This is a genomic window from Streptomyces sp. STR69 (genome assembly GCF_024519455.1).
Taxonomy (GTDB): Bacteria; Actinomycetota; Actinomycetes; order Streptomycetales; family Streptomycetaceae; genus Streptomyces.
In genome coordinates, this window is sequence record NZ_JALJRY010000006.1 from 211,111 (window position 1) to 224,269 (window position 13,159).

Genomic DNA, 13,159 nt, shown 5'->3' on the forward strand with positions numbered 1-13,159 from the left:
TTCTCCCTCGTCACTCACGCGCCCGGCCCCCTCTGGTCCTCGGGACCGCCCTGCGGCGGGGTCCGGGGAGTGCTCAACTGCTCGGCGGCGGCGTGCTGGTAGCGCAGCACCGCCTGTTCCGCGACGCGCAGGTCGCAGGGCGCGCTCCACAGCATGCGGCGCGCCGCGTCGTACCGCTCGATGAGGAACGGGTCCTCCGCGAGGCCGTGCCGGGCCACCTTCGCCTTGTACGCGTCGAGCCGGCCGCGCAGCTCGGCGCGGACCGCCAGCGGCTGGGTGACCGCCGTCAACGACTCGCGGGCGCGCAGCAGTTCGTCCTCCGCCTTCTGCTCCAGGGACTCCAGGAGCGGCGACAGCCGGTGCCACTGGGCGTGTCGGCGGTACTCGGCGGCCGTCGACAGCTGCTCCTGCAGCACGGTCGGCGGTCCGCTGACGACCGGCACCTCGGTGGCCGCGATCTTCGCGAGGACCTCACCGCGCGCGGTGCGCGCCTCGGCGAGCGTGCGGTCCGCGCGCGAGAGCACGTCCCGCAGCTTCACCAGCCGCGCCTCGGCGTCCTGACGGACGGTCAGTACGGCGTCGATCTCCCGGCGCACCTCCTCCAGCGCGCGCGCCTCCCGGTCGTAGACCGTGGTGTCGGGCCGGCCGCCGCCGGGTGCCGAACTGCCCTGTGCCCGCACCCAGAAGGCCAGCGGGTCGGAGATGACCCGCTCGCGCAGCTCGGTCAGGGTGGTGGTGATGCGCTCCAGGTCGTCGCCCGCCGGGTGCTCGCCCGGGCGGACACCCACGGAGTGGGCCAGCTGCCGGGTGCGCTGCAACTCCGCGGCCAGTAAATCGATCCGGGCGGGCAGTGCGGACCACACCGCGTCGGAGGTGACGACCATGTCCAGCGAGGTCGCGTACAGGTCGTTCATCTCGTCGACGAGCGCGCTCAGCGAGAACTGATGGCTCAGCTTGCCCGAACCGCCGGTCAGCGTCGGGGCGTTGGCGGTCGCCGTGGTCGATCCGGCGACCGTCACGGACTCGCCGCGCAGCAGCTCGGTCAGCTCGACCAGGTCCTCACGGTTGGACCAGCGGCGTCGGGAACGGATGCTCTGGGCGGCGTGGAACGCGTCCGTGTACGCGTCGAAGTACGCCCACAGCAGCGTGATCGACGCGTCGGCGGTCGCCCAGCGCTCCTTGGTCGTGCCGGTGAGCTCGGCGCCTTCGAGGAGTCTGCGGCCCGCGTGGTCCTGGAGGGCGAGGAGCGAGGTCTCGATGGCCTCGTGCTCCGCGCCGAGCCGCGCCAGCGCACGGTCCACCTCGTCCCGGTCCATTACCGGCCCGGGGGGTCCCGTGACGCCCATCGATCACCTCTCGCTGCGTTGTGTTCCGTCGGTGGTCCGTGTCCGTGTGTCCGTGCCGTTCGGTTGTTGACGATCCGTCACTTGTACTTCGGTACGGGCGGGTTGGCCGACTTCGAGTCGGCGCGCAGGGTGGGCTGCAGCCATTTCGTGTACGACGCGCGCCAGCCGGTGGGGCTGGTGCGGTAGGTCTCCAGTATTCGGTTGACCCGCTGTACCAGATCGGTGGCCTTCAGGTTCATCGCCACGCCGTAGTACTCGGTGGTGAAGGGGCTGCCCTTCAGCTCCACCGTCGGGTCCTGCGCGGCCTGGCTGGCGGCGAGCGCGCCGTCGGTCACCACCGCGTCGGCTTCCCCGAGTTGGAGCTTCACCAGACAGTCCAGCTGGTTGGGGACGGGGTCCATGATCCTGACGCTGGCGGGGATCTTGTGGCCCTTGTCCGCGTTCAGATGGTCGTTCGCCGTGGAGGTCGCCGCCGAGCAGACCCGCTTGTTCGCGAGGGTGTCGTTGTAGCCCGTGATCGACGACACCTTCGGGGCGAGGACCTGCTGGCCGGTGACGAAGTACGGGGCGGAGAAGGCGACTTGCCCGGCGCGTTTGCAGGTGATCGTCATGGTGCGGACGACCATGTCGACGCGGTTCTTCTGGATCGCCGGGATGCGCTCGTTGGTCGGGATGGCCAGGAACTGGATGCTCTTGTCGGTGTAGGAGCTGCCGAAGATGTTCTTGGCGATGGCGGTGACGAGGTCGATGTCGAAGCCCGCCAGGTCGCCCTTGGCACTGTTGGGATCGCGGTAGCCCCAGCGGTAGCTGTTCTGGTCGACGCCCACCTTCAGGACGCCGCGGGCCTTGATGGCGTCGATCGTGGTGCCCCCGGCGTCCGACGGGGGCGGGCTCTGGTCCTGGATGGTGCTGTCGTCGCACTTGGCGGCCTTGGCCTGGATGCCCTGGGCCGTGCGCTGTCCGCCGACGTCCGTGCCGGCCTCGCCGCGCGACTGGGTGAGCGGCAGCAGCAGGACGAAAGCGACCGCGAGGACGCAGACGACTGCCATCGCACCCACCCCGCCCCAGCCCCGCAGGCTGATCCGCAGGCGTCGTACAGCCCTCAGGCGGCGAAGAAAGTCACTGCGTGCTCGCATGGTCACGCCCCCTTTCACCGGTACTCCGACAGCCTGCGCCCGATGCCCAGTACGGCACCGGCCGCACCGAGCACGGCGAGCACCGCGGCGCCTACGGTGAGGCCGGTCATGGCGTCCAGGCCGTCACCCGCGGACCGCTGGAACTCCGTGGTCTCGTGCTTCAGGGCCGTCTCCAGCGAGGCGTCCACGGCCTGGAAGCACTCGGCCGTCGCACCGTCCTTGCCGATGACACCGTCGCGCGCCGCCTGGTAATCGCCGTCGTTGTTGTCCTTGCTGACCTGCTTGTGACGGGAGATCCACACCGTCATGGAGCTGTTGGCGACCGCGACGGGCTTGCGGCCCGCGGAGTCGTCGGCGAGCGAGTCGGCCAGTTTCAGGCCCTTGCCCAGCGTGGCGATCTCCTGGTCGTAGCCCCAGTCGTAGGCGTCCATGACCGTGCCGTCCGCGAGTTCGTGGGTCTCCGCGCCGCGGCTGACCAGCGTCAGGTTCTCGTCGCTGCGGGCCTTCAGGGAGGCGATGCGGGCGTCGTGCAGCACGTTGAGCGACTTGACCCCGTGGTCGTAGGAGTCGTTCAGACCCGCGCGGGCGACGGTGTGGCCGACGACCACCCACAGCAGGACGACCGCTGTGGTGGCCGAGGCGGCTACCAGGCCGTGGTTCAGCACCCGGTTGGTGCGCTGGTAGTTGCGCCGCTGGGCCCAGGCCAGTCCGCCGAGCGCGACGAGCCCGAGGGCGATCGCGAACCACGGGTACGGCGTCGCGTTCCCGTAGTCGGTGCTCAGCCGCGCGTTCTCGTTCTTGTAGAGCTTCTGGGCCGTCGGCAGCATCTGGTTCTGCATGGTGTTGTTCGCGGCGCGCAGATAGGCGCCGCCCACCGGGAAGCCCTGCCGGTTGTTGGCGCGGGCCGATTCGACCAGGCCCTTGTACTCCGGCAGGAGTTCGTTGAGATCCGTGATGAAGCCCGCGGACGACGAGCCCGGGTCGGTGTTGGCGGCGGCCGTGACCAGCTTCGAGGCGGCCGTCTTGATGTCCTTCTCGTACTGGGCGCGGGTCGCCTGCGTCTCCTGCAGACCCGCCAGATAACCGGTGGCCGCCATCGTGTTGGCGTCCGCGAGCGAGCGGTAGATGTCCGCCGCGTCCGAGCTGAGCGGCTGGCTGTGGTGGAGGACGTCGTCGGCCGCCGTGGCACGGCTGTCGGTCTGCCAGGCGGTGACCGCGCCGAACGCCACCACCAGCACGGCCAGCAGCGCGCCGATGGCCCGCAGCCGGCCCGGCTCGGTGGTGGCCGCCGCGCGCAGCCGGTCGACGCCCTCGGCCAGCGCCGTACGGCGCGCGGGTGCCGCTTCCGGCGCACGCCGGGGCGCGGGCGCCCCTGGCCGGCCCGACTGTGCCGGCAGCACCGGCATCGTGGGCACGCCGGCGCCCGGTGGCGCCGTACTGCTTTTCGGCGGTTGTGTCACTGCTGACCTCCCCCAGGGTCATCCCGTCGGCGCAAGTATCGCCGCCAGGACTGACATTCCGCACGGGCCTTCACTGGATCTTGATCGGATCGCAGCGTGGTGACCGGATTTCCGGCACCACACAACGCCCCCCACCGCCCCCTTGTCCATGAATACGCCGTGGGAATCTGTTCGGTTCCCGGGTGTCAGTGCTCGTAGTACCCCCGCGCCCGCACATGCGCCTCGGCCGGAACTCCCACATGATCCAGACCCAGCAGCACCGCGCCGAGGACCGGCCGCGCCGTGACCACCGTCGCCACCGCCTTCGGCGCCCGGGCAGCCAGCAACTCCCTTATACGGTCGTCCAGTTGGGGATGCCGGGCGGCGAGGACGCTCCCGCCGAGCAGCACCGGTGCCTCCTCGTCGAGCAGTTCGAGGCGGGTCAGCGCGACCGTCGCCATCGCCACCACCTCCTCCGCCATCCGGTCCACGATCGAGCGGGCCACCGGGTCGCCGTCCGCCGCCGTCGCGAACAGCACCGGTGTCAACTCGTGCCGACGGTGGTGCGCGACATGTTCGAGATGCAGCGCCTCGACGAGGCCGTACATGGAGTCCAGGCCGAAATACGCCGGGAGCGTACGCGCCAGGGCCGTGGGGCCGCCGCGTCCGTCCTCGGCGCGGGCCGCGTGCCACAGGGCCTCCTCCGCCAGGCCCCAACCACCGCCCCAGTCACCGGAGATACGGCCCAGCGCCGGGAAGCGGGCGGTACGGCCGTCGGGCCGCATGCCGACGCAGTTGATACCCGCCCCGCACACCACGGCGACTCCGCGCGGTTCGGGGATGCCCGCCCGCAGGATCGCGAACGTGTCGTTGCGCACCTCCACACTCGTGCCCCACGCGCGCGCGTGCAGCGCGGCGGCCAACTGCTCCTCCTCCACGGGGAAGTCGGCGTTGGCGAGACAGGCCGACACATGGCCGACCGCGCTCACCCCGGCGTCCGCGAAGGCGCGGGCGACCACCTCCCCGAGGGCGTCCACGGCCGTGTCGATGCCCACGACCGGGGGTCGGAACCCGCCGCCGCGGGCCGTGGCGAGGATCTCTCCGTCGGCCGCCACGACCGCGACGTCGGTCTTGCTGTTGCCCGCGTCGACGGCGAGGACACTTGCGGTCAGGCCCACGCGAGGTGCTCCCGGTTGTGCGCGATCAGCTGGTCGGTCAGGGCTTCGGCGTACTCGTACTGGCCGATCAGGGGATGCGAGAGCAGCGCCCGGAACACCCGGTCCCGGCCACCGCGCAGCGCGGCCTCCAGGGCGAGGTCCTCGTACGCGGTCACATGGGACATCAACCCCGCGTACAGCGGGTCGACTTCGGCCACGGGAAGCGGCGTCGGACCCATGGCGCCGACCGCGGCCTGCACCTCGATGACGGCGTCGTCCGGCAGGAACGGCAGCGTGCCCTTGTTGTACGTGTTCACCACCTGGTAGGGACTCCCGCCCCCGCCGAGCAGCGCGGCGGCCAGATCCACGGCGGCCTCGGAGTAGTAGGCGCCACCCCGCTTGGCGAGCAGCGCGGGCTTCTCGTCGAGCGCCGGATCGGCGTACATCTTCAGCAGGTTCCGTTCCATCTCGGCCACTTCGGAGGCCCGCGACGGCTTCGTACGGAGTTCCCGTACGACCTCGTCGTGCGCGTAGAAGTACCGCAGGTAGTACGACGGGACCACGCCGAGCCGGTCGAGCAGCACCCGGGGCAGGCTCAGGTCGGCGGCGATGTCGTCGCCGAACTCGCCGAGCAGCTTGGGCAGGACGTTCTCGCCCTCGGGCCCGCCGAGCCGCACACCGGTCTCCCAGGTGAGGTGGTTGAGACCCACGTGGTCGAGGTGGACATCGTCCGCGCCGACCCCGAGGAGCCCGGCGAACTTCCGCTGGAAGCCGATCGCCACATTGCACAGCCCGACCGCCTTGTGGCCGGCCTGGAGCAGGGCGCGGGTCACGATCCCCACCGGGTTGGTGAAGTCGATGATCCAGGCGTTCGGGTTCGTACGGCGGACCCGTTCCGCGATGTCGAGAACCACCGGCACCGTGCGCAGCGCCTTGGCGAGGCCGCCCGCACCGGTCGTCTCCTGACCGACGCAGCCGCACTCCAGCGGCCAGGTCTCGTCCTGCTCGCGAGCAGCCTGGCCGCCGACCCGCAGCTGGAGCAGCACCGCGTCGGCGCCCTCGACACCGGCGTCCAGGTCGTCCGTCGTCACGATCCTGCCGGGGTGCCCCTGCTTGGCGAAGATCCGGCGGGCCAACCCGCCCACCAGCTCCAGGCGTTCGGGCGCCGGGTCGACGAGGACCAGTTCCTCGACGGGCAGGGTGTCCCTCAACCGGGCGAAACCGTCGATGAGTTCGGGTGTGTAGGTCGAGCCTCCGCCGACCACGGCGAGTTTCATACGTGGTTAACCCTTCACTCCGGTGAGCGTGACACCCTCGACGAACGCCTTCTGCGCGAAGAAGAACACGAGGATCACGGGGGCCATGACCAGCACGGTCGCGGCCATGGTGAGATTCCAGTCGGTGTGGTGCGCGCCCTTGAACGACTCCAGGCCGTAACTCAGGGTCCAGGCACCGGGGTTCTCGGACGCGTAGATCTGCGGCCCGAAGTAGTCGTTCCAGGCGTAGAAGAACTGGAAGAGCGCGATGGCGGCGATACCGGGCTTGGCCATCGGCAGCACGACCCGCACGAGCGTCTTGAACTCGCCGCAGCCGTCGACCTTCGCCGCGTCCAGGTACTCGTTCGGGATGGTCATCAGGAACTGGCGGAGAAGGAAGATGGAGAAGGCATCTCCGAACGCCATCGGGATGATCAGCGGCCACAGCGTGCCCGACAGGTCCAACTGCTTGGCCCAGAACAGGTACATGGGGATGATGACGACCTGCGGCGGCAGCATCATCATCGAGATGACCAGCATCAGCGACAGATTCCGGCCCCGGAAGCGGAACTTGGCGAGCGCGTACGCCACCGGGATCGACGACACGACGGTCAGCACGGTGCCGAGACCGGCGTAGATCAGCGTGTTCTTCCACCAGGTGAGGAAGCCCGGGGTGTCGAAGACCTTGCGGTAGTTGCCCCACTCCCAGGTGTGCGGGATCAGGTCCCGGCTCAGGGCCTGGCTGTCGCTCATCAGCGAGGTCAGGAACACGAACACGAACGGGAGCGTGAAGAAGAGCGCGGCGGCGACGCCGAGCGAGTGGATCGCGATCCACTCCATGAGCGCCTTGCGGCGGGCGACGCGCTCGGCGGGGGTCACCGGCGCCCGCAACTCCACGGGCTTGTCGAGTACTTGGGCCATGGGTCAGTCACCTGCCAGGTTGAGGCCGCCCCGGCGCCGCATCAGGAACGCGGTGAACACCATCGACAGGGCGAACAGGACGAGTGCCACCACGCAGGCCGAGCCGTAGTCGAAGCGCTGGAAGCCGAGGTTGTAGACGAGCTGGGGAAGGGTGAGCGTGGACTTCTCCGGGTAGCCGGGCTCGAACTGCGTGCCCGCGCCCTGGATCACGCCGGACGCGACCTTCCCGGCGATGAGCGGCTGTGTGTAGTACTGCATGGTCTGGATCACGCCGGTGACGACGGCGAACATCACGATCGGCGAGATGTTCGGCAGCGTGACGAACCGGAACCGCTGCCAGGCCGAGGCGCCGTCCAACTCGGCCGCCTCGTACTGCTCCTGGGGTACGTCGAGCAGCGCGGCCATGAAGATGACCATGAGGTCGCCGATGCCCCAGAGGGCGAGCAGGGTGAGGGCCGGCTTGGACCAGGTGGGGTCGTTGAACCAGCCCGGGGCCGGGATGCCGACCTTCTCCAGGATCGAATTCACCGGCCCGGTACCGGGGTTGAGCAGGAACGCGAACGCCATCGTCGCCGCGACCGGCGGGGCGAGGTACGGCAGGTAGAAGAGCGTGCGGAAGACGCCCGTAGCCGTCTTGATCTTGGTGATCAACAGGCCGACGCCGAGCCCGAACACGACCCGCAGCGAGACCATCACCACGACCAGCCACAGGGTGTTGCGCATCGCGGGCCAGAAGTACGGATAGTTCTTGAAGACGTACGTCCAGTTCTTCGTCCCCACCCACGTCGGCGGCTTGAAGCCGTCGTAGTGCATGAACGAGAAATAGACCGTCGAGATCAGCGGATACGCGAAGAAGACCGCGAAGCCGATCAGCCAGGGCGACATGAAGGCGAGAGTGCGAAGCGCCGACCGGCGGCGCTTCGACGCCAGAGTAATTGTGCTCATCTTGCTGCTACTTCGCCTGCGCGATGTCCGTGTCGATCTGCTTGGCCGTGCTCTTCAGGGCCGAGTCGAGATCCTTTACCTTGCCGCTCTCGTAGTCGTATCCGAGGTTCTGGATCGTCGTCAGGTACACACCGCCGTTGATGGAGGCGGGACTTGTCGTCGAGTACTGGTTCGAGGCGATGTCCAGGAACGTCTTGAAGCGCGGGTCGTACTTCAGGTTCGGGGACTTGAGGGCGGCGAGGGTGGAGGGCACGTTGTGGATGGCGTTGGAGAAGCCGACCACCGCGTCCGTGTCCGTGGTGATGTACTTGACGAACTCCCAAGCGGCGTTCTGCTTCTTGCTGTTGGCGGCGATACCGGTGATCGTGCCGGTGATGTAGCCCTTGCCGTACTGGGCGACCTGGTCGTCCGGCACGGGCAGCGGGGCAACTCCTATGTCCAGCTTGGGATTCGCGGCCGTGGCCATCCCGAGCCGCCACTCACCGTCGAGCTGCATCGCGACCTGACCGGTGTGGAAGGGGTGCTTGTCGCCCCACTCGTCGCCGAGCGTGGAGCGGTAGCTCTCCAGCTTCTTGAATCCGCCGAGTTCGTCGACGAGCTTCTTCTGCAGGGTGAATCCGGCCTTGAACGCGGGGTCCGTGGCGAGCGCCGACTTTCCGCTCTTGTCGAAGTACGTCGGCGAGAACTGCGCGAAGATGTGCTCGGTCGTGGTCTCCCAGCCGTGGTAGTCCGGCATGAACCCGAGCTGCGAGTACGTGTCGCCCTTGCTGATCGTCAACTTCTTGGCGTCGGCCTCGAATTCGGACCAGGTCTTGGGCGGGCTGGTGATACCGGCCTTCTTGAACTCCGTCTTGTTGTAGTAGAGCCCGTACGCGTCGCCCAGCAGGGGAGCGGTGCAGCGGTTCCCGTCGAACTGGGTGTACTCGTTCATCGCCTTGGGGAACGTCGTCTCCGGGTCGATGCCGTCCTTCTTGAAGAGGGGGTTGAGATCGACCAGGGCGCCCGAGGAACAGAACTTGCCGACATTGTTCGTCGTGAAGGACGAGATCACGTCGGGCGACTTGCCGCCGCCGGTGCGCAGCGCCTGGTTGATCTTGTCGTCCGTCATGTTGCCGACGACGTTCACGTGGATGTTGGGGTGCGCCTTCTCGAACCCGGCGACCAGCGACTTCACGGCGCTCAGCTCGGAGGCCGCGCTCCAGGCGTGCCAGAAGTTGATGGTGACGTCCTTCGAGGCGTCGTCGGAGCCACCGGACGAGGACTGGCCGGTACAGGCGGTGGCGAGGAGGGCGAAGGAGGCGGAGGCGGCGAGCGCGACAGCCGCTTTCCGGGATGTTACGGACATCTTCCGGGACGTTCCGGGCATGGCAAGGTCTCCCAAGGGCGGGGCGGGGCGAGGTGGTTGGGGAAGCCGGGTGGGTCGGGTGGGCCGAAACCGGTCTGGGGGAACCGGAGTCGGTACGGAGAACCGGGTCTGTCGGGTGGTCTCAGCGCGAGGTGTCGAAGACCTCGTCGCGGGTCGTTGCCAGCGCGCTTTCCAACGCGCCGCGCAGCACGGGCTGTTCATGGACGTCGCCGACGACGAGCCGGGGCCGGGACGCCGCCAGCTCCTCCAACTCGGCCTGGACGAGGGCACGTAGCGGTTCGCCGCCGGCGGTCAACGACGCACCGCTGAGGACGACGAGTTCGGGGTCGAGCACGGAGACGAGCGAGGCGAGACCGGTCGCGAGGTGGGTCGCGTAGATCTCCAGGAGCCGCCGCTGGGGACCGGTGGTGTGGTCGGCGGCGGTGGCGACGAGGGCGGCGGCGACCTCGGCGTAGGGACCCGTCGGAATCTCGGTGATGCCGAGTTCGCGGGCGAGTTGGGGCAGGGCCTGGGAGCCCGCAAGTGCCTGGTAACCACCGCTGTTGGCCTTGGTCACCTGGCGGACCAGGGGTGCGCCGGGCACGGGCAGGAAGCCGACCTCGCCCGCGCCGCCGGTCCAGCCGCGGTGCAGCCGGCCGCCGAGGACCAGGGCGGCGCCGAGGCCGCCCTCGTTCCACAGCAGCACGAAGTCGCCGTGCCCGCGGGCCGCGCCGAGCCGCTGCTCGGCTATGGCGACGAGATTGACGTCGTTCTCGTACTCCACCGGCATCGGCAGCGCGGCGGCGAGTTCGTCGAGGAGGGCGGGGGAGTGCCAGCCCGGCAGGTGCGAGGCGTACCGCAGCCGGCCGGTGTTGGGGTCGAAGGCGCCGGGGGTCCCGATGACGAGGCGATGGATGTCGCCCCGCGCGAGCCCTGCCGCCTTGACGGCCCCGTCGAGGGTGTCGGTGACCTGCTGCACGACGGGCTGGGCGGGCCGCCGGCCGGGGGTGGCGAGCTCGAACTCGCCCACCGTACGGCCGGTGACATCGGCGACGGCGGCCCGGATGCGCTCCGGCGTGACGTCGAGCCCGGCGGCGTACGCCGCGCCCGGATTGACCACGTACAGCTGGGCGTTGGGGCCGGGCCGCCCCTCGCTCGTCCCCGTGGCGAGGACGAGCCCCGCCGCTTCCAGCCGGGCGAGCAGCTGGGAGGCGGTCGGCTTGGAGAGTCCGGTGAGCTTGCCGATCCGGGTGCGGGAGAGCGGGCCGTGCTCCAGGAGGAGGTCCAGGGCGGCGCGGTCGTTCATGGCTCGCAGGACGCGAGGGGTGCCCGGGGTACCCGTTCCCGGGGTACCGGAGGTTCCTGCCATGTCGTACGCCACCTGCCTTTCGAACTCTCGTCGAACGCTCGGAAGCCTCGAACGTCCGAACCACCCAGCGTGTCACGTGATCACTGTTAGGAAAGTTTCCTATTGGGTGGGAGGAACGTAAGCCCGGAACGAAGGGGGCGTCAATAGACACCGCCCCCGAGGCAACAGACTCGTTACCTGCGGGGGCGGTGGGAGGGGGCTGGTGTTACCCGGCGTCCTACTGAACGTCGATGTAGTCACCGGCGGCGGTGGCCGCGCCGGTGGTGGCGGTGCCGGCGAAGACGTAGCGGAAGTAACCGTCCTTGGTCGCCTTCACGGTCGTCTTCAGGGCGCCGCCCTTGACGGTGGTGACCGTCTTCACGGTGGTGTAGGTGCTCGAACCCTTCGCCCGGAACTGCAACTTGGCGGGCTGGGACACATAACCGGTGTAGACGCCGTTCTCCCAGTCGGCGCGGGTCAGCTTGCCGGTGACCGTTATGGTCTTGCCCTTCTTCACCGGCTCCGGCGCGGCGTTGGCGGTGAGCTTGGCCGCTCGCTGCACCTTGACCTTGCCCTTGCCGCCCCAGGCCGCGAAGTCGGTCGACGAGCTGATCTTGTCGTCGGAGTCGTCCGCGTCGATGTCGATGTGGCCGTAGAAACCACCGACGTTCCAGGTGGTCGCGTCGGCGGCCTCGTAGAGGCTCTCCTCCGGGTCGATCGTGATCGTGTCGGAGCAGGACTCGGTGACGGTGGTGTCCGTCGTCGCCGTCGTCGTGCAGGTCGGCGCGAGAGTGCTCTCGATGTCGTTGTCCATGTCGGCGAGCCGGCCGCGGTAGAGCATGATCCCCGCGAACGTCGTCTTGCTGTCGATGACCAGGTCCGCCGGCCGCGTCAGCGTGTACGTCACGGGCACCTTCACCGAGGCGGTGGTGCCGACGACGATCGCCTTCCCCTTGTTGACCGTCACACCCGAGAAGACCAGATCCGGCGTCGCGGCCTGCGCGAGCGGCGCGGCCAGACCGGTCAGGGCCAGGGCACCGGTCAGGGCGGCGCCGATGGCGAGCTTTCTCATTCTTGTCCCCACATTCGAAACGAACCCCTGGGCATTGCGCTCCAGAACAAGGGCCCGTCGTGGGGCGACTTTAGGCATGAGGGGGCTGCGAGGGAAATGAGATCAACCTGTGAAGGTGATCGCATCACGGCTTCGTCACGATGGACAAAGCGGCAGGTGGGAGCGGGTGGCGGAGATTTGGCTGATCTGCCGCAATTGCGCCACCAGTTGAACGCTTTTCGGCCGCTACGACTCCACTGCCGAGGCCGATTCGTGATGGAACCGATCCGTCCTGCCAGCCACCTCACAGAATCCTGACTTTTGATCAACGGCGTTTGCGGGATGCGGGGAACGGTGAGAGGGGTGCGGGCATGAGCGTGTTGGTCGAGGGCCGCCGGGAGGCGGTGGGCATGCTCGCCGTCAACGTCGCATGGGCTGTCGCGGCCCGGCCGTCGCTACGGCGACGAGCCCGCACCGCGGGTATCCCTCTCACCCCCGACGTCCTCGCCCGCCGCCAGACACGTCAACTCCGCGTGCTACGGCCCTCCGTGGGCTGGTCCGACCGGATGCGCACGGAACTGAAGGCATCCGACCGCGCCTCCGTCACCGCGGAGAAGGGCCGCGAGGAGGTCTGGTTCCAGTGGCGCCCGGGCCGCCGCAGGCACACGGTCTGGGGCTCGATCACCTTCGACGAGCCGTCGGGGACGGTGCTGCTGGACCTTCGCGAGGGGGCGGCGTACACGGGGGTTTCGGGGGTGCGGCGGGGGGCGTCTTTTGTTGCGTTGTGCCAGGTGGCCGGGGGGTTGGGGCTGGTGGGGGTCGAGGGACAGTGCGGGGCTGGGGGTCGGGCGTGACATTCGTCGAGGACGTCCTGAGCGGGCGGGCATCGCTCGATGACGTCGACGCCTATCGGGACAAGTGGGACGAGGTCGAGGGTGACGGCGAGGAATACCACGACTTCCTCGGGCTGCTCTGGCCCGAGTACGCGATGTACGTGGAGGACGACGTTCTGGGCCACGTCATCGAAGCGCGCCGACAGGCCGGCCAGGATCTGCGTACCTACCTCGCGGCGCGCAAGGACATGAGTCCGACGCCGGCGGGGCTGTGGAGTCTCGGAGAGCGGTATGCCGAGCTATGGCGGGTCTTCGAAGTCGGGCGGTGCACGGGGACGTTCCGTGCTGGGGGGTGGGGTGCGGAAGTGTGACACTCGGCGCT

General features: G+C 69.0%; 12 protein-coding genes. 2 read left to right on the forward strand and 10 right to left on the reverse strand.

Annotated elements, in window-relative coordinates; genetic code table 11:
- Positions 1–14: 14 nt before the first annotated feature.
- From OC490_RS13275 to OC490_RS13320, 10 genes are all read right to left on the reverse strand, one after another.
- A complete protein-coding gene (locus tag OC490_RS13275) occupies positions 15–1,346 on the reverse strand; it encodes a hypothetical protein (RefSeq protein ID WP_262058102.1) in 1,332 nt (443 codons plus the stop codon).
- Between the two features lie 77 nt (positions 1,347–1,423).
- Entirely contained in the window at positions 1,424–2,482 is a 1,059-nt protein-coding gene (locus OC490_RS13280) for a glutamate ABC transporter substrate-binding protein (RefSeq protein WP_262058103.1), read from the reverse strand.
- A 14-nt stretch (positions 2,483–2,496) separates the two neighbouring features.
- Positions 2,497–3,888 (reverse strand): hypothetical protein, encoded by a 1,392-nt coding sequence (locus OC490_RS13285; protein WP_262058260.1) that lies wholly within the window; start codon positions 3,886–3,888, stop codon positions 2,497–2,499.
- A 239-nt stretch (positions 3,889–4,127) separates the two neighbouring features.
- Positions 4,128–5,099, reverse strand: coding sequence for an N-acetylglucosamine kinase (locus OC490_RS13290; protein ID WP_262058104.1), 972 nt, complete (start codon positions 5,097–5,099; stop codon positions 4,128–4,130).
- A complete protein-coding gene (locus OC490_RS13295) occupies positions 5,090–6,355 on the reverse strand; it encodes a 6-phospho-beta-glucosidase (protein WP_262058105.1) in 1,266 nt (421 codons plus the stop codon). The genes OC490_RS13290 and OC490_RS13295 overlap by 10 nt, the downstream gene beginning before the upstream one ends.
- Positions 6,356–6,361: 6 nt before the next feature.
- A complete protein-coding gene (locus tag OC490_RS13300) occupies positions 6,362–7,255 on the reverse strand; it encodes a carbohydrate ABC transporter permease (RefSeq protein WP_262058106.1) in 894 nt (297 codons plus the stop codon).
- A 3-nt stretch (positions 7,256–7,258) separates the two neighbouring features.
- The gene (locus OC490_RS13305; protein ID WP_262058107.1) at positions 7,259–8,200 is read right to left on the reverse strand and encodes a carbohydrate ABC transporter permease; all 942 of its coding nucleotides are present in this window, start codon (positions 8,198–8,200) and stop codon (positions 7,259–7,261) included.
- Positions 8,201–8,207: 7 nt separating this feature from the next.
- Positions 8,208–9,545, reverse strand: a complete 1,338-nt coding sequence (locus OC490_RS13310; RefSeq protein WP_262058108.1) for an ABC transporter substrate-binding protein — start codon at positions 9,543–9,545, stop codon at positions 8,208–8,210.
- Between the two features lie 142 nt (positions 9,546–9,687).
- The gene (locus OC490_RS13315; RefSeq protein WP_262058109.1) at positions 9,688–10,914 is read right to left on the reverse strand and encodes an ROK family transcriptional regulator; all 1,227 of its coding nucleotides are present in this window, start codon (positions 10,912–10,914) and stop codon (positions 9,688–9,690) included.
- A gap of 217 nt (positions 10,915–11,131) precedes the next feature.
- Complete coding sequence (locus OC490_RS13320; protein WP_262058110.1) at positions 11,132–11,965, reverse strand: hypothetical protein; 834 nt, start codon at positions 11,963–11,965, stop codon at positions 11,132–11,134.
- A gap of 350 nt (positions 11,966–12,315) precedes the next feature.
- Here OC490_RS13320 and OC490_RS13325 point away from each other — a divergent pair, with 350 nt between their 5' ends.
- Complete coding sequence (locus OC490_RS13325; RefSeq protein ID WP_262058111.1) at positions 12,316–12,798, forward strand: hypothetical protein; 483 nt, start codon at positions 12,316–12,318, stop codon at positions 12,796–12,798.
- Positions 12,795–13,148, forward strand: a complete 354-nt coding sequence (locus OC490_RS13330; protein WP_262058112.1) for a hypothetical protein — start codon at positions 12,795–12,797, stop codon at positions 13,146–13,148. The genes OC490_RS13325 and OC490_RS13330 overlap by 4 nt, the downstream gene beginning before the upstream one ends.
- Positions 13,149–13,159 lie beyond the last annotated feature (11 nt).

Bases quoted from the DNA above. Each gene is read 5' to 3' on its own strand.
- OC490_RS13275 (WP_262058102.1), bottom strand. From the start codon at position 1,346: ATGGGCGTCACGGGACCCCCCGGGCCGGTAATGGACCGGGACGAGGTG.
- OC490_RS13280 (WP_262058103.1), bottom strand. From the start codon at position 2,482: ATGCGAGCACGCAGTGACTTTCTTCGCCGCCTGAGGGCTGTACGACGC.
- OC490_RS13285 (WP_262058260.1), bottom strand. From the start codon at position 3,888: ATGCCGGTGCTGCCGGCACAGTCGGGCCGGCCAGGGGCGCCCGCGCCC.
- OC490_RS13295 (WP_262058105.1), bottom strand. From the start codon at position 6,355: ATGAAACTCGCCGTGGTCGGCGGAGGCTCGACCTACACACCCGAACTC.
- OC490_RS13300 (WP_262058106.1), bottom strand. From the start codon at position 7,255: ATGGCCCAAGTACTCGACAAGCCCGTGGAGTTGCGGGCGCCGGTGACC.
- OC490_RS13305 (WP_262058107.1), bottom strand. From the start codon at position 8,200: ATGAGCACAATTACTCTGGCGTCGAAGCGCCGCCGGTCGGCGCTTCGC.
- OC490_RS13310 (WP_262058108.1), bottom strand. From the start codon at position 9,545: ATGTCCGTAACATCCCGGAAAGCGGCTGTCGCGCTCGCCGCCTCCGCC.
- OC490_RS13315 (WP_262058109.1), bottom strand. From the start codon at position 10,914: ATGGCAGGAACCTCCGGTACCCCGGGAACGGGTACCCCGGGCACCCCT.
- OC490_RS13320 (WP_262058110.1), bottom strand. From the start codon at position 11,965: ATGAGAAAGCTCGCCATCGGCGCCGCCCTGACCGGTGCCCTGGCCCTG.
- OC490_RS13325 (WP_262058111.1), top strand. From the start codon at position 12,316: ATGAGCGTGTTGGTCGAGGGCCGCCGGGAGGCGGTGGGCATGCTCGCC.